Raw genomic sequence first — 24,520 nt, 5'->3', positions numbered from 1 at the left:
AATAAAACAGGTAGTGAAACTTGACACTACCTAATAAATGAAAGAGGGAAAAGAAATGAAAAAGTCAATGAAAAAATTAGTTGTAATGGGATTATGTGCGGCAGTGACCGCAGCGGCTCTGACCGGCTGTTCCTCAGGCAGCGGCAGCAGCGCCAAAGCGCCGGAAAGCCAGAGCGCACAGGGAGAAGACGCCGGACAGAAGGAAGATGCGGGACAGGAAGGAAGTGCCAGGGAAACTGTCAATATTAATTTTCCTACGGCAGCCACCACAGGCGCTCTCTATCCGCTTGGCGCGGCTATCACCAATGTCTGGAATACGCAGCTTGGCTATGTAAAGGCTACCTCCCAGGCATCCGGAGGCGGTGTGGATAACCTGAATCTGCTGGCGGATAAAGAAGCTCAGGTAAGTATTGCGATCAGCAGCAATTGCTATGAATCCTATACGGGAACAGGAACATTTGACGGACGTAAGAATGAAAATTTCCGTGTGATTGCCGGACTCTACTATAATCCGAATCAGGTTGTGGTAACTGCCGACTCACAGATTAACACGCTTGCCGACGTAAAAGGAAAACATTTTGCCAGCGGTGCGGTGGGAAGCTCAACAGAGGGAGAGTCCAGAAATCATTTTACAGCAGCAGGCCTGACCTATCCGGATGATATCAAGATTGAAAATATCGGCTTTACAGAGGCTGTGGATATGATGCGCAATAAGCAGCTCGACGGCGCCTGGATTATGGCAGGACTGGGCAACTCCGCCGTGACGGAGGCGGCATCTACGGCAAATGCTAAGATTCTGAGCATTGATGATGAGGTGATTGCAAAGCTGCAGGAGCAGTATCCGTGGTATGCAAAGTTCACTATCCCGGCAGGTACGTACTCCGGTCAGGATTCCGATATTCAGACGACCGCAATCAAGATGGTGATGTTTACCACGGCGGAGCTCGACGAGGATACGGTATATGATTTGACAAAAACATTTTGGGAAAATGTAGACAAAATGGCAGAGAGCAATTCCGTGCTGAAGGGACTTAAGGCAGAGGATGCGGTGAAGGACATTGCAGATCTTCCTCTTCATGACGGCGCGGCCAGATATTATAAGGAAATCGGCGCAATTAAATAAGCCGGAACAAAAGCAATAAGGATATAGGATAAAAACGGACGTCTGTACCGGAATGAGATATCATACCCGGTGCGGACGTCCGCATTTTATTGATGACGGGGCCTGTGCGCGGAGCGTGCAGGTTATCGCGTATCGTTTCCGTTTTTAAATAACTTTATATCAATTTAGAGTAAAGATGTTATTGCACCGCTCCTTCGATAACCTTATAATGGTAAGAACAGAAAATATAAATAAAAAAATAACAAATGGAACAGGGGATCAGAATGAGAAGTTTTATCATTGCAGTTAACGCGGTAATGCCGTTTTTAATTTATATTGTGTTCGGATATGGGGTGAGGCTGTGCGGCCTGGCCGATGAAGATTTTATGAACAGGCTGAATAAACTGATTTTCAAGGCGTTTTTTCCAATCCTTATGTTCAACAACCTGTACAAGGTGGATCATGGCCTTGTGTTAAATTGGAAGCTGGCGGTTACGGCAGTTCTGAGCGTTTTAATTCTGCAGGCTCTGCTGATCATTACGATTCCCCGCATGGTAAGCGAAAATGCAAAGAGGGGTGTAATTATCCAGGCAATTTACCGGAGCAATTTCGTTTTGTTCGGCATTCCTCTGACCGCGAACCTTTTCGGTGACGAGGGCGCTGTTCTTGCATCTATGATGGTAGCCATCGTAATACCGGTTTATAACGCCACGGCTGTTATTATTCTGGAGATGTTTCACGGCGGCAGGACAAATCCGATGGCGCTGGTGAAGAATGTCTGTACCAATCCGCTGATTCTCGGGGCGCTGGTGGGATTAATCTTTTATGTTCTGAACATTAAACTGCCATCCAGCGTGGAGACCCCGATCAGCCAGTTCGCCGCTCTGACCACGCCCCTGGCTCTCTTTGTACTGGGAGGAACTCTGCATTTTTCCGCAATCAGCCATAATTTAAAATATATTGTGCCTTCGATGGCAGTGAAGCTGCTGGTGCTGCCTGCGGTTATCACCGTGATTGCCACTATGATTGGCTTTAATAACCTGGAACGCTTTATTCTGTTTGAGATGTATGCGACGCCGGTTGCCACGGCATCTTATTCGATGGCCCAGAATATGGGCGGTGACGGAGAGCTGGCGGGCCAGTTTGTAGTATTGAGTACGGCGGCATCGGTGTTTACTATCTTTTTGTGGGTATTTTTCTTTACGGGAATGGGATATATCGGATAATATGAATTAACGGAATCGTGAGAGGAGCCGGCGGCTATGAAGAATGAGTCCGGGAAAACCGGAAATTCTGCTCTGTACAGGCGGATTTCTGAGGATTTATATGGGAGATTTCTGCAATGCGGGCGTGGCCCCGGTTCTGCTTGACGATGTGCGTGAGGATGCCGGAATACTGACGGAGGGAAACTTCGACATGGTTGTTACAACGATCAACCATGTGGACGATGTAAAACGGCTGGTCAAGAAAAAAACAGGAGGAGAGCTTCCGTTTGAGGTGGAGATGGTTGTGATGTCTCCCGGCAGGCTGTCGATCAGCCAGGTGGCTAAGATAGAAAAAAGACAGACGGCAGTCCTCATTTATCAGGATGAATGGTACCTTTACAGTATGAAACGCTATCTGAGGGAATTGGCGATGAAAGGCAGGGGGGAGTATGTCCGGGCAGGGGAGGCTCTTTCTTATCTGGAGCAGGCGGATGAAAAAGTAAAAGCAAAAAGTGAGGAAAGAGTATGAATATAAAGCAGATGATTGCGAAGGGCCTGCTGATTTCCCTGATGGCCGGAGCAGTGACCGGCTGTTCTGCCGTCAGGGAGAAAAATATTGTTTTTAACAGCGCTCAGGAGGAGCCTCCGCAGACAAATCTGACTTTTTTCGGTTTCAAATATGAGGCTCTCTAACCTCTATTTGTCCACGAAGATGCGGACATTCGTTCCGTCCGCGGCCTCCACATTGACAAAATCACCTTCAATCTCACCGTCCAGGCATTCTGAAACTGCATCCATCATACTGGTGAGATCGATACCCTTTAAATCTTTTTCAGATATAGGGAGCTTCCCCGTCACTTTAAGGATTTTTTTAATGGCGCCTACCGGGAACTGGATCTTCACCTTGTCGCCTGACGTGCTGCTTACCAGGATACGGAACATCTTCTTATCATAGCTGCTTCTGCTTTTGGGTGCCGCTGTCTGCAGTTCCTGTGGGTCCGTGTTCATGGCCGACATCAGTTCGGCGCCCTGCTCTGCGGTAATGGTCCCTTCTTCTATCATTTTTAATATTCTTAATTGCTCATCCATAATGATTCTCCTTCTCTATGCATCGTTTATTTTAACTGTTCAATTGCCTGTTCCACCGTTATTTCCCCGTTTTCAAGGGCTTTCAGAATCTCTTCTTTCTTAACGGCCCGGTCATCCGTCCCTGCTTCGTATCCGAGCTTCTTGATTACTGCGTCCAGCTTGGAGCGCACTGTGGGGTAGGAGATGCCAAGTTCTTTTTCCACCTCTTTGATATTACCCCGGCAGCGGATAAATGTCTCTGTGAAGTACAGTTCTTCATCTGAGAGATAATCGAATTTGCTGAGCCTGAAACTATTCTCAATTACGGTATCACACGAATCACATTTAAGTCTTGCAACGGTAAGCTCATTATTACAGACGGGGCAACGGCTGATGACTTTTTTCATCTTGTCACTTCCTTTCTCTATACAAGTAATATAGTCCTAAAACTTGTAAATGTCAATTATAAAATTAATATATTTAATAAAAATATTAATAATATTGATTTTTAGATGAAAAATAGTTGATTTCCAATTTCCATTATTAAAAATGTTATTGGTTCACATGAAGTTATTCGGCCGCTCTGTAAAAAATGCAGTAAAGGTGAAAAAAGAAAGAACGTGGTGCTGAATCTTCCGGTCGGTGTTGGAACGGGAGTATGGCTGTAACTTAATCAGCCGTCCGGTCCTTTCTGGTAACGGCACCGGGGGGAAATATGGTACTCTTTAATTTTATACTGGAGGGTGCGGCGGGATATGCCGAGATATTCGGCCGCCTTTTCCCGGTGTCCCGAACATTCGGAAAGAGCGCGGAGAATCTGATCGCGGCTTGGGCCGCGCCTGCTGCAGTGGGGAGACGGCAAGTCACAGGATGCAGCGGAATCCGGTTTCGGGACGGAAGAAAGCATGCCGGGCGGGATTACGTTAATCTCCCTGGCGGCCCTCGGGGTCATCACAACCATCCGTTCAACAAAATTCCGGATTTCCCGGACATTGCCGGGCCAGTCGTATTCCTGGACTTCCTTCAGTACAATATCGGAAAAGCTTTTCTGGATATTATATTTCTGGCAGAAATAGTGGAGAAAGTGGAGACATAGCGGAATAATATCCTCCCGGCGGTTGCGCATAGGTGGAATTGTGAGGGGAATGACCTGGATCCGGTAATACAAATCTTCCCGGAAGGTTTTTGCCTGTACCATCTCGCTCAGATTCCGGTTTGTGGCGGCAACCAGGCGGAAGTCAACCTTTTTTATCCTGGTTGAACCGATCCGCTGTATGCTTTTTTCTTCCAAAGTACGCAAAAGCTTTCCCTGCACGCTGAGAGGCAGGGAATTAATCTCGTCCAGAAACAAGGTGCCCCCGTCGGCCGCTTCTACAAGACCTGTCTTGCCTTCGCGGCTGGCCCCTGTAAAAGCCCCTTTTTCGTAACCGAATAATTCGGCTTCAATCAGATTTTCAGGGAAAGCGGCGCAGTTGACCGTGATAAGCGGCTGATTCTTCCGGTCGCTGTTATCGTGTATATAATGGGCAAGTACCTCTTTGCCGCTACCCGATTCACCACAAAGCAGAACCGTCGAATCCAGGGAGGCCACATTGGCGGCAATAGAAAGAAGCTGTAAAAAGGCCTGGCTTTTGGCCACGATTGAGGGCTTTTCGGTGACTGCCGGGATATTGCTTCCGTAATTTACAATTTTATGTTCCTTTAGAAGGGCGCTGTAAAGCTCCTCAAAAGTTTTGACATCCTGAAGGAGGGTTATGACATATTTGATATTTCCGCTTTCATCGAATATCGGAGTGCCGGTTACGATGCGCATTCGTGCATTGCCCTGCGGATTATGGAACCCTTTGTAGTACTGAAGACGGCTGACGCGCTGTTTCTTCTCCATGACCAGATCAAAAATGCAGACATCCAGTACGCCGAGAAAATCATGTACGTTCATTTTTAAATATTCTGAACGAGGAATATTCCGCCAGTTTATAAGGGCGGTATTGACAAAGAGATAATTTCCGCTCCTGTCATACAGGGCAATTCCTACATCGATATTGTCCAGAATCTCGGTATAAGGAAGCTGGCTGTAAAGATCCGGTGTTGTCATGGGAGACTCCTTTCTGCTGTGCCACGTTTGGTCTTAAATTGATTAGATTATAGCATTATCAAAGAAAAAGCGGTAGATGATTTTTTCAGTCATCCGCCGCTTTCCTGTCGCTGGAGATATCACAATAATTCGCTGAAAGTCTGTATCCGTGTACGGAGCTGTTCATAGCTCGCATTCAACGGGTCAATCTCAATCGTGAGGGCTGGATACCCGGATTTTCGCAGGTCTGCTTCGAAATACGGCTGATCATATTCTTCCGGATCACAGAACTTCATCAGACAGTTAATGACGCCGTCTGAACCCGTTTCACGGCAGAGGGAGGCCAGGAGTGTTCCCCGCGGTTTACCGGTTTCATGGATCAGGCTGCATCCGTGCCGGGCATTCCATTGCAGAGCGAGGCGTTTCAGGCCGCCGCCCCCTTTGGAGGGGGTGTCGGTACGGTACTGGCGCATTTCCTGAGCGAGATCGTCGCCTGCCACGGCAATTTTGTTTTCAGCCAGTATTTCCAGGATGTCGTCCGGTTCTGCCGTAATGCCGGTGAGAACCACTTTTTTACCGGAAAAAGGATGAGAGGGCAGTTGTTCCAGTCCCTTGGTAATGTCTTTTACAATAGCGCTGTGTTCGCTCTTTTCAAAGAAAAAAGCGCTCTTCATCACGGCATGGCGTATCACCGGAGTGATAATATCTAGATGGAGATTAGATATTTCTGCAAATTTCCTCATTACGGCATTATGTTCATTGTAGATTTCTATTGTATTGCAGAGTGATTTTTCACTCATCATATTTCCCGTGATAGTGGAAAGCATGAGGAGTACGTTCTCATATTCGCTGATCAGATAATCCACACTGGCCCGGCAGGCGCGGTTCTGCGGATACACGATGGGGATCATCGGAATGGACGCCACGCCGAAACGCCAGTTCTGGGTCATACAGCGCAGTGTATCGCAGGCGGCCGGGATGATGACGGCCGATAAACCCTGATAGGCTCCCTTTAAACCAAATTCCATGTCGGCCTGCATAATCGGACAGGCAAAGGCGGGGAGATAACTCTTAGCCAGCGCCAGTTCCGTCCGCCCGCCCCACAGCCCCATGGGAATCATGCCGGAAGCATGAACCAGCTCCTCCGGCGTATAAGGAGGAAAGCAGCCCACCACTTTTTTACCTTCGGAGAGATATTGATCCAGTTTGGCGCGCGGGTTTTTACAGGCCTCCCGCAGTATCTTGATGCTTTCATATAAATCAGCCATGTTAAAAGCCCTCCTTATTCTGTCTCATCACTTCCACCAGCCCCTGGATCCGTGTCTCAAACTGCGCTTCACTGTAGTTGCGGTAGTCCGCCTGATCGCCGTCGAATGAGGTGTAGGGGACGCCGGCTTTCTTAGAAAGCTGTCTCTGGACTTCCATCATCTGGCAGTCCATAACCTTGCAGCTTCTGTTCACATGGTAGACGGTGCCTTCGCAGCCAAAACGCTCCAGAGCTTCCAGCCTTCGGGAAATCATAGTGGAGGCATTGTCGCCGTTGGTGGAGGCAAAGCAGTAGGCGCGGGCCATTCCGTCCAGATCCTCATATTCGATTGCCCATGCTTTGCCATAGCTGGATGCTACCATATTGACGCCGTATTGTTTCAGGGTTCTCAGGTTATGGCTCAGGTAAGGCCAGCAGGCGATTCCGTCCCAGGATATACGGAATTCCTCTTTAACCGGAAAGGTGGAGGTTCCATCGGCGATATGCTGCTCAATTTCAGCATTCAGCTGTTCAAGAATTTCAGTCGATGATGTCTTGCCGCGGTTACATACCATGGCGGACATATAGTTAAAAAGTTCAAATCCGCTCAGGGGAGAGGGCTTCCGATCCAGAAGATTATTGGCCCGTTCCCAGAGAGAGCTGTTTGTCTGGCTGATCCGCATAACCTCTTTAAATCTCTCTTCATCCCAGGACTTCCCGGTAAATTCACACAAGTCTTCAATCAGCCGGTCGATCTGCTCCCGGACATAGCGGACTCTGGTCTCGGTCACATAATCGTAGGGATTATAACAGGTATCGATGAAAAAGATTGGAATATCCATCTGTCTTGCAAGGTTTTCATACCATTTGGTGAGCTGGTTGCAGATATTATTGGTCAGGAGCAGGAAATCCGGCTTCACCATTTTTCCTCCGTCGGGCAGCGCAATGCTGCTTTCTCCGTTTAATACTGCGGCATAGGCCAGATTCACCTTTGCGTAGGCACAGAGATCGTTTGAGTATCCGAGGGTTCCCTCACATTCCTGGAGAAAAGGATCGGCCTGATGTCTTGCGGCAATACCGGCCGAGTGGTTTTCAGGGTAGAGGATGTTCAAACCGAGGGTTTCCGCAATTTCCTGGGGAAAGATGGAGGCGGACCAGCCCACCTTTTCCCCGCGTTCCTTTGCAAGCCTGGCATTTTCAAACAGAGCGTCTGTCTGCCGGCCAAGCATTATCATACTAAGCGGCCTGGGCCGCTTTGGCTTTGGCGCCGCGGCATTGGCCGCAGCATTTGTCATATTGTCACTCATAGCAGAGTTTCTCCTTTCCTTTTCTGTTTCAGCGGACTTTTCCGGACTGATACATGGATTCAATCTGTGCTTCTGCGTATCCCAGTTCCTTTAGAATCCCGGCTGTGTCGCACCCGATGGGTCCTGAAGTCCGGCAGGGGATGGAGGAGGCGTCTACAGAGGCAAAATGAACCGGGCCGTTGGTGAAAACGGTTTTAGTTCCATCAGAATATTCATGGAAATAGGTGTAGTGGTTTGCCTGAACCTGGGGATCATAGGGGACATCCTTAAAATGGCAGACAATTTCGTGGGGCAGATCATGGGCGTCCAGAAGTTCATGCCAGTAGGAAACAGGATGCCCGGAGAAGATGGAATCAAGGATTTTTGTCAGCTCCCGTTTACTGTCTTCCGTATAATAGGCCTGCTGCGTGGAAAAACGCGGATCCTCTGCTATGTCAGGATGTCCGATTGCTTTGCAGAACTCGCTGAAACGCCGGTAATCCACAATGGCCAGGTAAAGCCACTCGCCGTCTGAACCCTGGTAAGTATTGCTGCCGGCGTGGCTGCAATTATAGCGGTCACGCGGGAATCTGCGCCCGTTAAAGCCATTTAAAAGTCCCGTAGACAGAATAAAGGTGCCGGCCTGGAGCAGGGAAACATCAACCTTATCCCCGAGGTCTGTCACGGTTCTTTTGTAAAGGGCGGCTGCAATACCGGCCGTGAGGGCGACTGCGACACTGTGATCTCCGAGTCCTGCCACGGTCATGATCGGCGGACCGCCTGCCGGAGCCAGATCACCCAACAGGCCCGTTCGGGCACAGAATGCCGTATAATCATAGCCGGGGCGGTATTTTTCGGCGCCTTCGCTGCCGTATCCCAGTACGGAGGCGTGAATCAGTTTCGGAAATCTGTCTTTCAGCTGCTCATAGGTCAGCCCCATTTTCTCTAATGTGTGAATACGGTAATTCGTCAGAAAGATATCAGCCTCTGCTATCAGCTTCATAATGGCACCGAGGCCCTCTTCAGAACGCAGATTTAATGCGATAAAGCGCTTGTTTATGTTCTGCATATCAAAATTAGGGTTTGCTTCCCCGGTGCAGGGAGAGAGGGAAGTTCCGTACTGCTCGCGCCATGCGTCTCCGTTCATAGACTCCACCTTGATTACCTCTGCGCCCCATTCAGCCAGAATGCGTGCGGTCATGGGACCTGCCAGCATCGTGGACAGTTCAATAACTTTTATACCTTCCATAGGTTTCATAAATTAGTTCCTCCTGTCTGTTAATCTGTTAAAATCTGTTTTCCTTACCGGCCTTTAAAGACGGCCTCCCTTTTTTCCATGAAAGCAGCGGTTCCTTCCATACGATCCCCGGTGCTGAAAGCTACTGTCTGTGCGATTCGCTCGAACAGAAGTCCTGTGTTGATATCTGTATCCATTCCGACGTTGACAGCCATCTTTGCCATAGTGATGGCCACGGGCCCTTTTTTCATAATACACCGGGCCATTTCCACGGCAGCGTTCATAACAGCCTCCCTGGAATCTTCCGTCACCTGGTTTACCAGACCGATATCTTTGGCCTCCGAGGCTGTGATAATCCGCCCGGTATAAATCAGCTCTTTGGCTCTCCCCACTCCGATGAGCCTGACGAGACGCTGTGTTCCGCCTGCCCCGGGAATAATGCTCAGGCCGGTTTCCGGCTGTCCGAACCGGGAGCGCCCGGTAGCGATACGGATATCGCATGCCATCGCCAGTTCACAGCCGCCGCCGAGGGCGTAACCGTTGATAGCGCAGATAACTGGTTTATAGAGATCCTCCAGCTCCTTTAAAGCAGCAGAGGAGGTGCCGTGCAGCATCTGCAGGTAATCACGATCGTGGATTTCCCGGATGTCGGCGCCGCCGGCAAGGGCCTTGTCCCCGGCGCCGCTGACGATTACAGCCTTTATGGAGTCATCCGTCCGTGCCATCTCCACGGCAGAGCGGATGTCCCTCCACATTGCGGGGGTAAGCGCATTGCGCGCCTCCGGCCGGTTCAGCGTCAGGTATAGAATTCCGTCCAGTATCTCATATAAAATATTTTCAAAATCCTTTTCACAATTCATCAGTGTGTCTCCTTTCATGCTCCTCCGGAATATTGGGGGAGCCGTTTTGCTTTTTAAATTTATATAAAGCAAGAAGCATGCCAATAGGGCGGGGAGAGAAGGAAAATTGAAGAAAAAGTATAGAAGAGGGAGAAAACATCAGGCATAAAACAAAGCTCAAACGGATGTGAAAATGTGCAAAAATGCACTTTTGTGCAGGAATTTCACTTTGAATGCACAAACGCTGCACTTTGTAGCTGCACCCGATGAAGCCGGGAGGTCCTGCTGTAGAACGTAAATATAACGAAACAGAAGCTTAAACCGGAGAGAAGCGTTTAAAGGAGAAAAGTTGGCACGCTTATTGCTCTATTAATCAGCAGCAGCTTTGTAAAAGTCAGAAGCAGAAAAAGGAGGATCTTCAAATATGGAAGACGTATATATTGCGAGCGGCGTGCGCACGGCAATCGGCAGATATGGAGGGGCGCTTAAGAGCGTACCGGCCCATGTGCTGGCGTCCACCGTTATGAAAGAAGCGGTAAGGAGGGCGGGAATTGACGCGGAACGGATAGACGAGGTAATTCTGGGAGAGGTGCGCCAGAGTACGGAGGCTTCCAATCTTGCCCGGTGCGCGCTCCTTGGGGCCGGCTTTCCGGAGCATATTCCCGGCTATACGGTAAACAGGCTGTGTGCGTCCGCCATGCAGGCGGTATACAGCGGGTGTCAGGAGATTTGGCTGGGCGAAGCAGACTGTATTGTGGCGGGAGGAACGGAAAATATGAGCCGCGCGCCTGTTTACATCCGGAACGGACGCTGGGGCGACAGCCCGATGACATTAGTGGATTCCAACATAGAAGCCGGGACAACGGCCCAGCCCGTGTCTGTATATGGGACGGGCCTGAGTATGCCGAAGACAGCGGAGAATGTGGCGGAACGGTTCGGGATCAGCCGTGAGGAGCAGGATCGTTTCTCGGTGGAAAGCCAGAGGCGGGCTGCGGCCGCCATGGAAGCAGGATATTTCAGGGAGGAGATAGTGCCGGTGGAGGTGAGGGAGAAAAAGAAGTCTTTTATTTTTGATACCGACGAGTTCCCCAAGCCTGCCACAACGATGGAAATTCTTAATAAGTTAAAACCCATTGTAAAACCGGATGGCACTGTCACAGCCGGAAATTCCTGCGGGCTTAACGACGGCGCTGCCTGCCTGGTGCTGATGAGCGGCAGAATGGTAAAGGAAACGGGGGTGAAACCGATTGCACGGATTGCCGGCATTACCCGGGCCGCGCTGGATCCGACGATTATGGGATATGGGCCGGTGATTGCGGCAGGTAAATTGTTTGAAAAGCTGGGAATGACGGCGGCGCAGATGGATTTGACAGAGCTGAATGAAGCGTTCGCATCTCAGGCAGTCGCCTGTATACGTGATCTGAAGCTGGATCCGGCAAAGGTCAATATAAACGGAGGGGCAATTGCCCTGGGACATCCTTTGGGATGTACGGGGGCACGGCTGCTTGTCACACTGATCCATAATTTGAAACGGACCGGAGGCAGATACGGCCTTGCTACTCTGTGTATAGGCGGTGGCCAATCAATGGCTGCTGCTGTAGAGATGATTTAATAATCGAGCTTTATTCAAAAAAGTAAGAGAGGTATAATTATGAAGGCAGAAGAAATAAAAACGATAGTCGTTATCGGCGCCGGAGCGATGGGGCAGCAAATCGCCATGAATACGGTTATGAACGGCAGGAAACATAGCTATCAAGTTATTCTGTGCGACAGTTTTGAAGGTGCAATCGGCAAAGCTGAGAAGTGGGCGTCTGATTATCTGTCGGGCCGTGTTGCCAAAGGCCGGCTGACACAGGAAGAGGCGGATAAAATTGCGGACTGCCTCACAATTACCAAGGATGTAGATACGGCTGTGTCCGAAGCTGATTTTATTATTGAGGCTATTATTGAGAATCTTGAAATTAAGCGGGAGCTGTTTCGGAAAATCAGCCGGATATGCAGGCCCGACGCGGTATTAGGTACAAACAGTTCCAACATTGTAAGTTCCAGGCTTGCGGATGTAACGGTTAACCCGGAACGCCTGCTGAACATTCATTACTTTAATCCGGCTTTGGTAATGCAGCTTGTGGAGCTGGTGAAAGGCGGGCATACATCGGAAGAGACGATTGAGGCGGCAAGAGTATTCGCTGAGAACACGGGGAAGACACCGATTGTACTTAACAGAGAAATTGCCGGTTTTGTCGCAAACCGAATCAATGCCGCCGTAGTGCATGAGGCTCTTTCGCTTCTGGAAAAAGGGGTGGCAACCGTGAATGATATTGACACGGCCTGTGAGAAGGGGCTGGGCTATCCCATGGGACCATTCCGTCTGATGGATCTGACGGGGATTGATGTGAATTATTATGTCCGCGTAGAGCGGTTTGCAGAGAGCCAGGATCCCTTTGACGCGCCGAATCCGCTTGTAATTGAGAAGTTTGAAAAGGGTGAATATGGGAGGAAAACCGGTAAGGGATGGTATGAGTATCCGGACGGCAGGAAATAAATAGTAAATGGGACGAAAGAAAGTAATGTAAAAAAGGGGGAACAAAATGACTTCAAGTACGATTGCCATTATTATAACTGTAATAACAATGATTCTGTTCTTTATTAATAAACTGCCGATGAGTGTGGTGGCCTGTATCAGTACACTGGCCATGGGCATCTTAATCCCGGAAATGAAGCTTTCTCAGATATATTCCGGTTTCGGAGGAAGTTCCATTGTCATGGTAGCAGGTATGTGTATTGTGGGAGACGCTCTCTTTCAGACAGGGATTGCACAAAGGATTGGATCAAAGATTGCATCTACCCCGATTGCAAAGAATGAGAGGGTGTTCATCATAGCAATTGTTATCATCTGTACCATTATGAGCGCGTTTTTATCAAATTCAGGCTGCATTGCAATGTGGATGCCGATCATCGCGTCTATTGCCGCCGGTTCGAATGGTAAAATACGTTCCAAGATGGTTATCTTTCCGGCCGGTATAGCCTGTATTATCGGCGGGGCCTGTACGCTGGTAGGTTCCGTCTCCCAGGTTACGGCAAACTCGATTCTGATGGGATATGCCGGCTATGAAGAGGGGCTGGGCGTTTTTGACATGAGCCGTGTAATGGTTCCGGCAGCAATCCTTCAAGTGGTTTTCTGGGCAACCGCCGGTTATTCACTTCTTAAATGGGCATTAAAACCAGGCAGTCCGGATTTTGATAAAAATAATTCATTTGCCAGCCAGCCGAGTGTCACCAAAGAAGGCATGCCGGATATTCCACGTTGGAAAGGAACTCTGTCTGTTGTTGTGCTGGTAGGCTGCATTGTATTGTTTATCCTCTGCGGTTTTGCCCCCTTTAACAAGTATTTCAATATTGCCAATATTGCTCTTCTGGGGGCTACCATCCTTTTTGCAACCGGTTGTGTTCCTGTAAAATCCACACTGGCAGAGCTGCCCTGGGACGTACTTATCTGTATCGGCGCTATCACGGGACTCGGTACAGGGCTGGATGCATCCGGCGGCGGTGCGATTATTGCCGGCTTTGTGCTGAATCTGTTTGGAGGTGAGAGCGCTTCAGTAATTGTCCTTACGGTTGTTATTACCATACTGACCAGCGTCCTCACTCTCTTTATGCAGAATGGCAGCGTGGCGGCCATGCTTACGCCGATCTGTATTTCCATGGCGCTGGCACTGGGAATCAGCCCTGTTCCATGGGTTGTAGTAATTGCAATCGGTACGAACCTTGCCATTGCATCGCCGATTGGAACTGCGGTGAACATGCAGATTCTTCCGGCCGGTTATACGTTTAAAGACTTTGTGAAAATTGGAGGACCACTGTTCATTATCATGGTAGCCGCCGTGTCGGTATTAAGCTGCATGGTGCTGTTCTGATTGCACATACGGACCAGGGAGAAAGTAACAGGCTGCTGCAACAGTAGATAAATAATGTACTGGAGCAGCAGCTCCTTTTCTGCGCAAAAATAATGATGATGTTGAATTATTGTGGACTTGCCATTATAATAAAGGATGTTTTGGGGAAAATCGAATGAAGAAAGAGAGGAAATGTTGATAAAATTATGAACATTAAGAACGAATATAAAGGCATTTTTTATATCGTCCTGTCGGCATTCTGCTTTGCCGTGATGAATATGTTTGTCCGTATGGCAGGAGATCTGCCTTCGATCCAGAAAAGCTTTTTCAGAAACCTGGTGGCGGTGGTTTTCGCCGGGATTCTTCTGATTCGCGGGGAAGGCGGGTTCCGATGGCAGAAGAGAAGCAATGCGGGATACTTTTTTCTTCGCTCCCTGTTCGGCACGCTGGGAATTTTATGTAACTTTTATGCGGTCGATCATCTCGTGCTGGCGGACGCATCCATGCTGAATAAAATGTCCCCGTTTTTTGCAGTCCTGTTCAGTTTCCTTATCTTAAAAGAGAAGGTGGCTCCTGCACAGGTCTTTATCATCCTGGGTGCATTTTTCGGCAGCATGTTTGTCGTAAAGCCGACCTTCCTCAATCTGGCATTTATTCCGTCCCTGATCGGACTGGCAGGGGGAATCTGTGCGGGCCTGGCCTATACGATGGTCAGGAAGCTGGGGGAGAGCGGGGAAAAAGGCCCGTTTATCGTCTTTTTTTTCTCGGCGTTTTCCTGCATTGTAATACTGCCGTGGCTGCTGCTTCACTATGAAGCGATGACGGCGGCGCAGACGGTAATCCTGCTTCTTGCCGGGATGGCGGCAGCGGGAGGACAGTTTGCAATCACTGCCGCCTACTGTTATGCTCCGGCCGGCCGAATCTCAGTCTATGATTACTCGCAGATAATATTTTCCACGATACTCGGTTTCTTCGCCTTTGGGCAGATTCCGGATAAGTGGAGCTTTGCAGGGTATGGGATTATCTGCGCGATGGCGGTGGCGATGTTTCTGTATAACAACGGGGCGGTAAAAGAGAATGCAAAATGCAGGTTTCCATAGGCTGAAAGCCAGCGGAAACCTGCATTTTTGCGCTTTATATTGATGGCGGTACCCTGTGCGCGGAGCATGCAGGTCACCGCCGTTTTAGGACTTTATCTTTGTAAAGCGATAATGAGGATAAATATACAGATTTAGACAAAATGTCACCTATTAGAAAAGAATTGTATGAATTTTATCAATTCTATAACATTTAATAGACAAGTCTGAAGTAAATAGTTATAATAGTATACAAATGTGCGGGGAGAGAAGAGTTTTATGCGGTTTCATGAATGGAAAAAGCAGGCTTGAACTATAATAAAACAGATAAATGAAAGACGTTTCATTGGGGAGCCGCACATGTTGAACCATCATCGGAATGACTCCGAAAGATGGTGATTTTTTTTCGAAAATATCAGAAGCTAAGGTGGTGAGGAGATGGTCAAGGACACGATCCAGGCCGTAAAAGAAGCAGAGGAGAGGGCTGCTGAGATGATTCAAAAAGCGTCTGATGAAGGGAAGGCCCTGGTTAATCAGGCAAAGAGCGAAGCATCAAAGATGCGTGAGGAAGCCCTCGGGGAAGCCAGGGAGAAGGCCGGAAAGATCCGGGAGAAACTGGCAGAGGAAGGCGCAGATTATCTGGAAAAGGCGGTTGCTGCGGCCGAGGAAGATATCGCTTCCCTGAAATGGAATGCCGGAAAGAAGACGGAGGAAGTAATCAATAAGGTTATTTCCGAGCTGATTTAACGGCGCAATGACAGAATGTTAGGAGGGATGCGGACATGGCAGTATTGCAGATGCAGAAATTTAGTATCTGTGCACTGAAAAAGAACCGTAAAGAGGTTCTGGAACTTTTGCAGGCTGCCGGCGTGGTGGAGGTCACTCAGGAAGCGGAGGAGGACGGTGTATTCAGGAAGGCGGATACCGTTTCTTCAAGGCAGATGTTTGACAGGAATGCGGCCCTTGCGGATCAGGCTCTTGAGATACTGCAGGAATATGTTCCTGAGAAGAGCGGCATGTTTTCCGCGCTGGAGGGAAAGGCTCTGACAGACCGTGAGAAATTCGGAAAAGTCGCCGATAATGCCCAGACGGTCCTGGAGGACGCAAGGCAGATTCAGACACTGAATAAGCAGGTCGCGGAGCAGAAAGCGGGCATAGCCAAGCTGGAAACACAGATAGAAGGCATGACGCCATGGCTGGGGCTGGATATCCCGCTGGGATGTCAGGAGACACGGAGCACTTCTGTTCTGGTAGGAGCCGTAGCCGGCGGTGCGACGCTGGAGCAGCTTTATCTGGCGGTCGCGGAAAAGGCGCCGGAGCTTCAGAACCTGGATATCCAGGTGGTAGGAGCTGACAAGGATCAAACCTGTATAGCGGCCATCTGCCTGAAAAGGGATGCGGAACAGCTTGAGGATGCTCTGAGAGCGGCAGGATTCGCAAGGCCGTCCCAAACGGTCGGAGAGGTTCCCGCGCAGTATGTGGAAGAGCTGCGGGCACAGATTGAAAAACTGAATAAAGATATTGAAAATACGATTAATAAACTGAAGGTATATGAGGGAAGCAGAGAGAACCTGAAACTTCTGTCTGATTATTACCGTATCAGGGCTCAGAAATATGAGGTACTGGGACAGGTGGTTCAGTCAGAAAAGACATTTATCGTTACGGGCTATGTGCCGAAACGGAGTGTGAAAAAGCTGGAGGAGAGTCTCACGTCACGTTTCGACCTGTCCTTTGAGACGGAGGACGTCCCGGAGGATGAAGAGGCTCCGGTGCTTTTGTCCAACGGCCATTTTGCTTCCGCAGCAGATGGGATTACCGCCTCCTTCGGTCTTCCGGCCAAAGGAGAGATTGATCCGACGACGATTATGTCGGCCTGCTACGTATTCCTGTTCGGCCTGATGCTTTCAGACGCAGCGTACGGTCTGATTGTGTTCCTGGCCTGCTTTATCGCTATAAAGAAGTTCCCGAGAATGGGAGAAAACCTGAAAAAGTCGCTGCGGCTGTTTATGTACTGCGGACTTTCCACTCTGTTCTGGGGCGTGCTGTTCGGAGGTTATTTCGGAGATGCGGTAAATATTATCAGCAAAACCTTCTTTGGCCGCGAGGTTTCGATCCCGGCGCTCTGGTTCGTACCGTTAAACGACCCGATGAAGATGCTGATATGCTCCATGATATTCGGAGTTATCCATCTGTTCCTTGGCTTAGGCATCAAGGGATATATGTATCTGAAGAATAAAGACACCCTCGGCTTTGTCTGTGACGTGGTGCTGTGGTACATGATGCTGATTGGCCTGGTGCTGATTCTGCTTCCGACAGAGCTGTTCGGTTCCATCGCGCAGGTACAGATTGTATTCCCGCCCGCTGTCTCCATGCTGGCAAAATGGATGGCAATCATCGGTGCGGTCGGAATTCTGTGCATGTCGGCCAGAACCACGAAGAACCCGGTGCTCAGGCTGGCGCTCGGCGCTTATGATTTGTACAATATATCCGGCTGGCTGTCAGACGTGCTTTCCTATTCGCGTCTGCTGGCGCTGGGACTGGCGACAGGCGTTATCGCCTCGGTAGTGAACCAGATGGGCAGCATGTTCGGGGGAGGCCCCGTCGGCGCTGTTTTATTCATTATCATTTTCTGCTTTGGCCATCTGTTCAACCTGGCAATCAACCTGCTGGGCGCGTATGTCCATACATGCCGTCTCCAGTACGTGGAATTTTTCGGTAAGTTCTATGAGGGCGGAGGAAGAGAATTCTCGCCATTTAAACAAAATACGAAATATGTAGATATCAAGGAGGATTTATAATATGAGCGGTATAGTTTTTGCATTATTAGGTGTAGCGGTAGCAGTTGGTCTGGCCGGTATGGGTTCTGCCTGGGGCGTTGGTATTGCAGGCCAGGCGGCGGCAGGCGTTGTAACGGAGGATCCCGGTAAATTTGCGAAGGTTCTTGTGCTTCAGCTTCTTCCGGGTACACAGGGTATCTACGGACTTCTGGTTGGTTTCATCACACTGTCTAAAATCGGTCTTTTAGGCGGAGGCGTTAACATGGATATGAGCATGACTCAGGGCCTTCTTTACTTTGCGGCCTGTATTCCGATTGGTATTGTGGGACTTATCTCCGCAAGATATCAGGGCGAGACAGCGGCAGCTTCCATTGGCATCGTGGCAAAGAAACCGGATCAGTTCGGTAAAGCGATGCTGTTCCCGGCCATGGTTGAGACATACGCAATTCTTGCGCTGTTAATCTCCATCCTGGCAGTAAGCGCCCTGTAATCATTGACCTATCAGTTCAGCCACATTGATAACCATTAAATTTAAGGAGAATTTGGAATGACCGGATTAGACAAAATCATAAGTCAAATCCTTGAAGATGCAGGCAAAGAAGCTCAGGAGATTTCCGAGAAGGCAAAAAGCGAGGCTGAGGCGGTTCTGGCCGAGGCAAAAGCGGGCTGTAAAAAGATAGCGGCAGAGAATGATGAGAAGCTGGCCGGAGAGGCCACAAGCTATATGGAACGCATCAAATCCTCCGCAGAGCTTAAAAAACGCCAGGCCGTACTTCTTGCAAAGCAGCAGGTAATTACAGAGATGCTGGAACAGGCATACGAGGCGCTGCTTAAGAAGGAGGGCGAAGAGTATTTTGCCCTGATTGGAAAAATGCTTGATAAATATGTCCTGCCCAAGACGGGCGAGATTTATTTTTCAGAAAAAGACCTGGACAGGATGCCGCAGGGATTTGAGGCCGTAATTGAGAAAGCGGCTGTTTCAAAGGGCGGAAGCCTGACTCTTGTAAAAGAGCCGAAGAACATAGACGGCGGTTTTATCCTTGTCTATGGGGGAATCGAGGAAAACTGTTCATTCCGGGCGCTGCTTGCGGCCAGGAGGGATGAACTTTCCGATAAGGTACATGCAATGTTATTTTCATAAGGTGTAACCGACAAGGAGGATTATATGTCTGATACAAAATATGCCTATGCGGTTGCACGAATCCGTGCGATGGAACTGTCTTTGTTTTCCTCCTCCACACTGGATCAGCTTATGGCCCTGAAGACGTATGAGAGCTGTCTTCAGTTTCTGACAGAGAAGGGCTGGGGGGACCAGGACACGGGAATGGACGCGGAAGCGATCCTGACCAGGGAGAAGGAAAAAACATGGAATGTGGTCAGAGACCTTTTAAAAAAGGAGGATGCGGGGATTATCAATGTCCTGTCCTACGAAAATCTCTTCCACAACCTGAAGGCGGCAATCAAGGAAACGGTCACTTCCGATCATCACGGGAACATCTATTTTGATAACTGCGCAATTGGCGGCAAAGAGATGGCCCGGATTGTTGCGGAACGCGACTGGCAGGCGCTCCCGGCCAATATGAGGGCGGCTGCGGAGGAAGCCTACGAGACATTCCTGCACACAAGGGACGGACAGCTCTGCGATATCATCGTAGACAGGGCGGCGCTGGAAGCAATTTATGCGGAGGGGGAAAAAGCCGCGGACCCGGTAATCAGGGCGTACGCGGAATCAACCGTAGCGGTTGCCGATATCAAGATTGCCGTCCGTTCACAGAAAACCGCAAAATCACTGGAATTTATTAAACGGGCGATGGCTCCCTGTGCCAGTCTGAGCGTGGAACGGTTAAGTTCGGCGGCTCTGTCCGGCATGGATGCTATCTGCGAATATCTGGAAGGTACTGCGTATGCAGGCGGCGCCGAGGCGCTTCGGGAATCACCGTCGGCCTTTGAACGCTGGTGTGACAACCAGTTGATGGAGGCAATTAAGCCGCAGAAGTACAATCCGTTTTCAGCAGGTCCGCTGGTCGCTTATGTACTGGCGAGAGAAAATGAGATTAAGACGGTCAGAATTATTCTGACGGCCAGGCTGAATGAGCTTCCTGAGGAGCAGATCCGGGAAAGGATAAGGGAAATGTATGTATAAAGCAGCAGTGATGGGCGACTACGACAGTATTTACGGCTTTGCGGCGCTCGGGCTGGATACATTTTCCGTATCCGGCCAGGAGGATGCTGAGAAAACGCTTCAGAAGCTTGCAGGCAGTGAATATGCAGTCATCTATATAACAGAGGCTGTGGCGGCCCAGACCGGCCGCGCCATAGCGAAATATAAAGAAAGCCTGCTTCCTTCCATCATCCTGATACCGGGTATCTCCGGCAATACGGGAAAAGGCGTGGAAGGTGTGAAAAAATCGGTAGAGCAGGCGGTCGGTTCTGATATCCTCTTCGGAGGGAACCAGTAAGGAACCATTATAGGTTAAGAAAGGTGGGTGTGACCTTCCAATGAGCAAAGGTACGATTAAAAAAGTGGCAGGCCCCCTGGTAATTGCACAGGGGATGAGAGATGCCAACATGTTCGACGTGGTCCGTGTAAGCAGCCAGCGTCTGATCGGTGAGATAATTGAGATGCACGGAGACGAAGCCTCCGTTCAGGTATATGAGGAGACCTCCGGACTCGGACCGGGGGAACCGGTGGAATCGATGGAGGTTCCGCTGTCGGTGGAACTCGGGCCTGGCCTGATCGCCAGTATTTATGACGGGATCCAGAGACCGCTGGATGATATCATGAAGGCGACCGGAAGCAACAACCTGAAGAGGGGTGTTGAGGTTCCGTCCCTGAAACGTGATAAAAAATGGGAGTTTGTTCCCGCCGTACAGGCCGGCGACGAGGTGGAGGCCGGCGATATCCTCGGAACCGTCCAGGAAACCGTAGTCGTAGTCCAGAAAATTATGGTTCCCTACGGCGTCAAAGGTACGGTAAAAGAGATTAAAGGCGGTGAATTCACCGTTGAGGAAGCAGTGGCTGTCATCGCCACCCAGGAAGGCGACAGGGAGCTTACGATGATGCAGAAATGGCCGGTCCGCAAAGGCCGTCCATATCTCAAAAAACTGCCTCCGGAGACTCCGCTTGTGACCGGCCAGAGGGTTGTGGATTCCTTCTTCCCGATTGCCAAGGGCGGTGTGGCCGCCGTGCCGGGCCCCTTCGGAAGCGGTAAAACCGTTATCCAGCACCAGCTTGCAAAATGGGCGGAGGCGGATATCGTCGTTTATATCGGCTGCGGTGAGCGTGGAAACGAGATGACCGACGTTTTAAATGAGTTCCCGGAACTGAAGGATCCAAAGACGGGATACTCGCTGATGGAGCGTACCGTCCTGATTGCAAATACCTCCGATATGCCGGTTGCGGCACGTGAGGCATCAATTTATACAGGTATCACGATTGCAGAGTATTTCCGTGATATGGGTTATTCGGTGGCCCTGATGGCGGACTCCACATCCAGGTGGGCCGAGGCGCTCCGTGAGATGTCCGGACGTCTGGAGGAGATGCCCGGTGAGGAAGGTTATCCCGCTTATCTGGGAAGCCGTCTGGCTCAGTTCTATGAGCGTGCCGGTCATGTGGTTTGTCTCGGCAAAGACGGCAGGGAAGGCGCCCTGTCCGCAATCGGAGCCGTATCCCCTCCCGGCGGCGATATCTCCGAGCCGGTGTCCCAGGCCACACTCCGTATCGTAAAGGTATTCTGGGGACTGGATTCCTCCCTGGCGGCAAAACGTCATTTCCCGGCCATCAACTGGCTGACCAGCTACTCCCTGTATGTGGACAGCATGGGCAAATGGTTTGACGAGCATGTTGCCGATGAGTGGATGCAGAGCCGCCAGAAGATGATGAGCCTGCTGCAGGAGGAATCGGAGCTGGATGAGATTGTTAAGATGGTCGGTATGGACGCACTTTCACCTTCCGACAGGCTGAAGATGGAAGCTGCCCGCTCCATCCGTGAGGATTTCCTGCACCAGAACTCGTTCCATGAGATTGACACCTATACCTCCCTGCGCAAACAGTTCCTGATGATGAAGCTGGTTCTGGCTTTCTATGAGGAATCCCAGAAAGCGCTGAATGACGGAGCTTCGTCGGGCGGGCTGATTAAAATGGCGGTCAGGGAGCGGATCGGCCGTTTCAAATATACGACGGAAGATAAGATAGAGACAGAATATCAGGCGGTTTTGGAGCAGCTTGCAAAAGAAATTGCCGATGTATTAGGAAAGGAGGACTTCTAAATGCCAAAAGAGTACAGAACCATACAGGAAGTAGCCGGTCCTCTGATGCTGGTGCGCGGCGTTGAGAATGTAACGTATGATGAACTGGGAGAGATAGAGCTGGCCAGCGGAGAGACGAGGCGGTGCAAGGTCCTTGAGATCAACGGCAGCGACGCCCTTGTCCAGTTGTTTGAGAACTCAACCGGTATCAACCTTTCAAACAGTAAAGTCCGCTTCCTCGGAAGAACGATGGAGCTGGGCGTTTCGGAAGACATGCTGGGCCGTGTATTCGACGGTCTGGGCCGGCCGATTGACGGCGGTCCTGAGATTCTTCCGGACGAGAGAAGAGATATTAACGGCCTGCCGATGAACCCGGCGGCCAGAAGTTACCCGGAGGAATTTATCCAGACCGGTATCTCGGCCATTGACGGACTGAACACCCTGGTCCGCGGCCAGAAGCTGCCTATCTTCTCGGCATCCGGCCTTCCCCATGCCAACCTGGCGGCACAGATCGCAAGGCAGGCCAGGGTCCGCGGCACCGACGAAAATTTCGCCGTAGTATTTGCCGCCATGGGTATCACCTTCGAGGAATCCAACTTCTTTATCGAAAGCTTTAAAGAGACGGGGGCAATTGACAGAACCGTGCTTTTCGTCAACCTGGCTAACGACCCTGCCGTAGAGCGTATCGCGACGCCGCGTATGGCGCTGACGGCCGCCGAGTACCTGGCTTTTGAGAAAGACATGCACGTACTCGTAATCCTGACCGATATCACCAACTATGCAGACGCTCTGCGTGAGGTTTCCGCAGCCCGTAAAGAGGTTCCCGGACGCCGTGGATATCCCGGCTACATGTACACCGATCTTGCCTCCCTCTATGAGAGAGCAGGACGCCAGAAGGGCAAATCAGGTTCCATTACGATGATCCCGATCCTGACCATGCCGGAGGATGACAAGACCCACCCGATCCCTGACCTTACCGGATATATCACGGAGGGCCAGATTATCCTGAGCCGTGAGCTTTACAGAAAAGGCATTACGCCGCCAATCGACGTACTTCCTTCCCTGTCGCGTCTGAAGGATAAAGGTATCGGCGAAGGCAAGACGAGAGCCGATCACTCCAATACGATGAACCAGCTGTTTGCCGCATACGCAAGAGGTAAAGAGGCAAAAGAGCTGATGGTAATCCTGGGTGAGGCGGCGCTGTCCGATATCGACCTGATTTATGCTAAATTTGCGGATGCCTTTGAGAAAGAATACGTTTCCCAGGGGTATGAGGCAAACCGCGATATAGAAGAGACACTGAAAATCGGCTGGAAGCTTCTTTCCATTCTGCCCAGGGCAGAGCTGAAACGTATCGACGACAAATATCTGGATCTTTATTACGGGAAATAATGAAAAGAGGTGATTGCCGTGGCATCAACACAGGTGAACCCGACCAGAATGGAGCTGACAAGGCTCAAGAAAAAACTGGTGACGGCCACAAGAGGCCATAAGCTTCTGAAAGATAAGCGGGATGAGCTGATGCGGCAGTTCCTGGATCTGGCGAGGGAGAACATGGCCCTGCGTCTGAAGGTGGAAGAAGGAATCCGCAGCGCCAATAAGAACTTCGTCATTGCGAAGGCGGGAATGTCCGAGCAGGCGCTGAATGCGGCGCTGATTGCACCGAAGCAGGAGGTATATCTGGAAACGGGAAAGAAGAATGTCATGAGTGTCGATATCCCGGTTTTTGAATATAAGACCAGGACTGCGGATGAGAATGATATTTATTCCTATGGATTTGCATTTACCTCCGGCGATTTGGACGGCGCGGTTAAGTCCCTGGCAGACATTCTGCCGGATATGCTGAAGCTGTCGGAGACGGAGAAGGCCTGCCAGCTTATGGCTGCCGAGATTGAGAAGACCAGGAGGCGTGTAAACGCCCTGGAGCATGTAATCATTCCGGAGACGAAGAAGAATATCAAGTATATCACGATGAAGCTGGATGAGAACGAGAGAAGCACCCAGATCCGCCTGATGAAGGTGAAGGATATGATGCTTGAAGAAGCTCATCATTACAAAGAAAAACAGTCAATGGCTGTAGAATAAAATGGAAGTACAGATGTAGGGCGGCAGCTGCCTGGGATCCTGACGGGATCCGGGCGGCTGCCGCTTTTTGTGTACTTTTTTTACATTGCGGACAAAACTGTTGGAGGACTAAAAGCTGCAATTAAGGGACATAAATGAGAAAAGAAATGAGATATATGATAAAATTATTAGCAAGTTAACAGATAAAATAGGCGCAAAGTCTTAAATTTAAATACTATTAACAAGAGTAAAAATACTCAAATTATGAGTTTTTAATAGATATGCAAGCAAATGCGGCATCAGGGAATCTGGCAGCTTCAGCGCCCCGGCGAAGACAGAGAATTCAGTTGTGTAAGCAGTAACGATAATATTTAGGTAGTGTCAAGTAATCTATGAAAAAACGGA

The 24,520-nt window shown here is 49.9% G+C and carries 24 protein-coding genes; 17 read left to right on the top strand and 7 right to left on the bottom strand.

What is annotated here, in order from left to right; all coding sequences use genetic code 11:
* Window positions 1–55 precede the first annotated feature (55 nt).
* From CLOSYM_RS21905 to CLOSYM_RS23120, 4 genes are all read left to right on the top strand, one after another.
* Entirely contained in the window at window positions 56–1,123 is a 1,068-nt protein-coding gene (locus CLOSYM_RS21905) for a TAXI family TRAP transporter solute-binding subunit (RefSeq protein ID WP_169728249.1), read from the top strand.
* Window positions 1,124–1,386: 263 nt separating this feature from the next.
* Window positions 1,387–2,328: an AEC family transporter gene (locus tag CLOSYM_RS21900; RefSeq protein WP_009297785.1), complete on the top strand. Its 942-nt coding sequence runs from the start codon at window positions 1,387–1,389 to the stop codon at window positions 2,326–2,328.
* 43 nt (window positions 2,329–2,371) lie between these two features.
* Window positions 2,372–2,836 (top strand): hypothetical protein, encoded by a 465-nt coding sequence (locus tag CLOSYM_RS21895; protein ID WP_021643889.1) that lies wholly within the window; start codon window positions 2,372–2,374, stop codon window positions 2,834–2,836.
* On the top strand, window positions 2,833–3,000 hold the full coding sequence (locus tag CLOSYM_RS23120) for a hypothetical protein (protein WP_003498194.1): 168 nt from the start codon (window positions 2,833–2,835) through the stop codon (window positions 2,998–3,000). The genes CLOSYM_RS21895 and CLOSYM_RS23120 overlap by 4 nt, the downstream gene beginning before the upstream one ends.
* Before the next feature lie 3 nt (window positions 3,001–3,003).
* Here the strand turns inward: CLOSYM_RS23120 and CLOSYM_RS21890 are convergent, their stop codons facing one another.
* From CLOSYM_RS21890 to CLOSYM_RS21860, 7 genes are all read right to left on the bottom strand, one after another.
* Window positions 3,004–3,396, bottom strand: coding sequence for an SHOCT-like domain-containing protein (locus CLOSYM_RS21890; RefSeq protein ID WP_021643888.1), 393 nt, complete (start codon window positions 3,394–3,396; stop codon window positions 3,004–3,006).
* Between the two features lie 26 nt (window positions 3,397–3,422).
* On the bottom strand, window positions 3,423–3,782 hold the full coding sequence (locus tag CLOSYM_RS21885) for a DUF2089 domain-containing protein (RefSeq protein ID WP_021643887.1): 360 nt from the start codon (window positions 3,780–3,782) through the stop codon (window positions 3,423–3,425).
* 266 nt (window positions 3,783–4,048) lie between these two features.
* Complete coding sequence (locus CLOSYM_RS21880; RefSeq protein WP_021643886.1) at window positions 4,049–5,470, bottom strand: sigma-54 interaction domain-containing protein; 1,422 nt, start codon at window positions 5,468–5,470, stop codon at window positions 4,049–4,051.
* Window positions 5,471–5,589: 119 nt separating this feature from the next.
* Entirely contained in the window at window positions 5,590–6,717 is a 1,128-nt protein-coding gene (locus tag CLOSYM_RS21875) for a 2-hydroxyacyl-CoA dehydratase subunit D (RefSeq protein WP_021643885.1), read from the bottom strand.
* A 1-nt stretch (window position 6,718) separates the two neighbouring features.
* Window positions 6,719–8,002: a 2-hydroxyacyl-CoA dehydratase subunit D gene (locus CLOSYM_RS21870; protein WP_021643884.1), complete on the bottom strand. Its 1,284-nt coding sequence runs from the start codon at window positions 8,000–8,002 to the stop codon at window positions 6,719–6,721.
* A 28-nt stretch (window positions 8,003–8,030) separates the two neighbouring features.
* Window positions 8,031–9,239, bottom strand: coding sequence for a CaiB/BaiF CoA transferase family protein (locus CLOSYM_RS21865; protein WP_021643883.1), 1,209 nt, complete (start codon window positions 9,237–9,239; stop codon window positions 8,031–8,033).
* Window positions 9,240–9,283: 44 nt separating this feature from the next.
* Window positions 9,284–10,078, bottom strand: a complete 795-nt coding sequence (locus CLOSYM_RS21860; protein ID WP_009297790.1) for an enoyl-CoA hydratase/isomerase family protein — start codon at window positions 10,076–10,078, stop codon at window positions 9,284–9,286.
* Between the two features lie 403 nt (window positions 10,079–10,481).
* On the opposite strand from CLOSYM_RS21860, the gene CLOSYM_RS21855 reads away from it, so the two are divergent.
* From CLOSYM_RS21855 to CLOSYM_RS21795, 13 genes are all read left to right on the top strand, one after another.
* Window positions 10,482–11,669 (top strand): thiolase family protein, encoded by a 1,188-nt coding sequence (locus CLOSYM_RS21855; RefSeq protein ID WP_021643880.1) that lies wholly within the window; start codon window positions 10,482–10,484, stop codon window positions 11,667–11,669.
* Window positions 11,670–11,708: 39 nt separating this feature from the next.
* Window positions 11,709–12,599: a 3-hydroxyacyl-CoA dehydrogenase family protein gene (locus CLOSYM_RS21850; RefSeq protein ID WP_003505863.1), complete on the top strand. Its 891-nt coding sequence runs from the start codon at window positions 11,709–11,711 to the stop codon at window positions 12,597–12,599.
* A gap of 46 nt (window positions 12,600–12,645) precedes the next feature.
* A complete protein-coding gene (locus CLOSYM_RS21845; RefSeq protein WP_009297793.1) occupies window positions 12,646–13,971 on the top strand; it encodes an SLC13 family permease in 1,326 nt (441 codons plus the stop codon).
* A gap of 185 nt (window positions 13,972–14,156) precedes the next feature.
* Window positions 14,157–15,050, top strand: a complete 894-nt coding sequence (locus tag CLOSYM_RS21840; protein ID WP_003498166.1) for a DMT family transporter — start codon at window positions 14,157–14,159, stop codon at window positions 15,048–15,050.
* A gap of 414 nt (window positions 15,051–15,464) precedes the next feature.
* Window positions 15,465–15,773 carry an ATP synthase subunit B family protein gene (locus CLOSYM_RS21835; RefSeq protein WP_003498164.1) on the top strand — a complete coding sequence of 103 codons (309 nt, stop codon included), beginning with the start codon at window positions 15,465–15,467 and terminating at the stop codon, window positions 15,771–15,773.
* Window positions 15,774–15,808: 35 nt separating this feature from the next.
* Window positions 15,809–17,824: a V-type ATP synthase subunit I gene (locus CLOSYM_RS21830; protein WP_021643878.1), complete on the top strand. Its 2,016-nt coding sequence runs from the start codon at window positions 15,809–15,811 to the stop codon at window positions 17,822–17,824.
* 1 nt (window position 17,825) lies between these two features.
* A complete protein-coding gene (locus CLOSYM_RS21825) occupies window positions 17,826–18,293 on the top strand; it encodes a V-type ATP synthase subunit K (RefSeq protein ID WP_003498160.1) in 468 nt (155 codons plus the stop codon).
* Between the two features lie 57 nt (window positions 18,294–18,350).
* A complete protein-coding gene (locus CLOSYM_RS21820; RefSeq protein ID WP_003498158.1) occupies window positions 18,351–18,944 on the top strand; it encodes a V-type ATP synthase subunit E in 594 nt (197 codons plus the stop codon).
* 24 nt (window positions 18,945–18,968) lie between these two features.
* On the top strand, window positions 18,969–19,946 hold the full coding sequence (locus tag CLOSYM_RS21815; RefSeq protein ID WP_003498156.1) for a V0D/AC39 family V-type ATPase subunit: 978 nt from the start codon (window positions 18,969–18,971) through the stop codon (window positions 19,944–19,946).
* Complete coding sequence (locus tag CLOSYM_RS21810) at window positions 19,939–20,262, top strand: V-type ATP synthase subunit F (RefSeq protein ID WP_003498153.1); 324 nt, start codon at window positions 19,939–19,941, stop codon at window positions 20,260–20,262. Before CLOSYM_RS21815 ends, CLOSYM_RS21810 begins: the two co-directional genes overlap by 8 nt.
* A gap of 40 nt (window positions 20,263–20,302) precedes the next feature.
* On the top strand, window positions 20,303–22,072 hold the full coding sequence (locus CLOSYM_RS21805) for a V-type ATP synthase subunit A (protein WP_003498151.1): 1,770 nt from the start codon (window positions 20,303–20,305) through the stop codon (window positions 22,070–22,072).
* Window positions 22,073–23,443, top strand: a complete 1,371-nt coding sequence (locus tag CLOSYM_RS21800; protein ID WP_003498149.1) for a V-type ATP synthase subunit B — start codon at window positions 22,073–22,075, stop codon at window positions 23,441–23,443.
* An 18-nt stretch (window positions 23,444–23,461) separates the two neighbouring features.
* Window positions 23,462–24,136: a V-type ATP synthase subunit D gene (locus tag CLOSYM_RS21795; RefSeq protein ID WP_003498147.1), complete on the top strand. Its 675-nt coding sequence runs from the start codon at window positions 23,462–23,464 to the stop codon at window positions 24,134–24,136.
* The last annotated feature ends 384 nt before the right edge of the window (window positions 24,137–24,520 follow it).

Source organism: [Clostridium] symbiosum ATCC 14940 (assembly GCF_000466485.1).
Classification (GTDB): Bacteria; Bacillota; Clostridia; order Lachnospirales; family Lachnospiraceae; genus Otoolea; species Otoolea symbiosa.
This window is presented reverse-complemented; position numbering and strand designations above follow the sequence as displayed.

Coding starts and splice junctions, on each gene's coding strand:
- CLOSYM_RS21865 (WP_021643883.1), bottom strand. CDS start 9,239: ATGAAACCTATGGAAGGTATAAAAGTTATTGAACTGTCCACGATGCTG.
- CLOSYM_RS21880 (WP_021643886.1), bottom strand. CDS start 5,470: ATGACAACACCGGATCTTTACAGCCAGCTTCCTTATACCGAGATTCTG.
- CLOSYM_RS21875 (WP_021643885.1), bottom strand. CDS start 6,717: ATGGCTGATTTATATGAAAGCATCAAGATACTGCGGGAGGCCTGTAAA.
- CLOSYM_RS21820 (WP_003498158.1), top strand. CDS start 18,351: ATGACCGGATTAGACAAAATCATAAGTCAAATCCTTGAAGATGCAGGC.
- CLOSYM_RS21815 (WP_003498156.1), top strand. CDS start 18,969: ATGTCTGATACAAAATATGCCTATGCGGTTGCACGAATCCGTGCGATG.
- CLOSYM_RS21855 (WP_021643880.1), top strand. CDS start 10,482: ATGGAAGACGTATATATTGCGAGCGGCGTGCGCACGGCAATCGGCAGA.
- CLOSYM_RS21805 (WP_003498151.1), top strand. CDS start 20,303: ATGAGCAAAGGTACGATTAAAAAAGTGGCAGGCCCCCTGGTAATTGCA.
- CLOSYM_RS23120 (WP_003498194.1), top strand. CDS start 2,833: ATGAATATAAAGCAGATGATTGCGAAGGGCCTGCTGATTTCCCTGATG.
- CLOSYM_RS21860 (WP_009297790.1), bottom strand. CDS start 10,078: ATGAATTGTGAAAAGGATTTTGAAAATATTTTATATGAGATACTGGAC.
- CLOSYM_RS21825 (WP_003498160.1), top strand. CDS start 17,826: ATGAGCGGTATAGTTTTTGCATTATTAGGTGTAGCGGTAGCAGTTGGT.
- CLOSYM_RS21840 (WP_003498166.1), top strand. CDS start 14,157: ATGAACATTAAGAACGAATATAAAGGCATTTTTTATATCGTCCTGTCG.
- CLOSYM_RS21810 (WP_003498153.1), top strand. CDS start 19,939: ATGTATAAAGCAGCAGTGATGGGCGACTACGACAGTATTTACGGCTTT.
- CLOSYM_RS21870 (WP_021643884.1), bottom strand. CDS start 8,002: ATGAGTGACAATATGACAAATGCTGCGGCCAATGCCGCGGCGCCAAAG.
- CLOSYM_RS21905 (WP_169728249.1), top strand. CDS start 56: ATGAAAAAGTCAATGAAAAAATTAGTTGTAATGGGATTATGTGCGGCA.
- CLOSYM_RS21900 (WP_009297785.1), top strand. CDS start 1,387: ATGAGAAGTTTTATCATTGCAGTTAACGCGGTAATGCCGTTTTTAATT.
- CLOSYM_RS21850 (WP_003505863.1), top strand. CDS start 11,709: ATGAAGGCAGAAGAAATAAAAACGATAGTCGTTATCGGCGCCGGAGCG.
- CLOSYM_RS21890 (WP_021643888.1), bottom strand. CDS start 3,396: ATGGATGAGCAATTAAGAATATTAAAAATGATAGAAGAAGGGACCATT.
- CLOSYM_RS21895 (WP_021643889.1), top strand. CDS start 2,372: ATGAGTCCGGGAAAACCGGAAATTCTGCTCTGTACAGGCGGATTTCTG.
- CLOSYM_RS21845 (WP_009297793.1), top strand. CDS start 12,646: ATGACTTCAAGTACGATTGCCATTATTATAACTGTAATAACAATGATT.
- CLOSYM_RS21885 (WP_021643887.1), bottom strand. CDS start 3,782: ATGAAAAAAGTCATCAGCCGTTGCCCCGTCTGTAATAATGAGCTTACC.
- CLOSYM_RS21800 (WP_003498149.1), top strand. CDS start 22,073: ATGCCAAAAGAGTACAGAACCATACAGGAAGTAGCCGGTCCTCTGATG.
- CLOSYM_RS21835 (WP_003498164.1), top strand. CDS start 15,465: ATGGTCAAGGACACGATCCAGGCCGTAAAAGAAGCAGAGGAGAGGGCT.
- CLOSYM_RS21830 (WP_021643878.1), top strand. CDS start 15,809: ATGGCAGTATTGCAGATGCAGAAATTTAGTATCTGTGCACTGAAAAAG.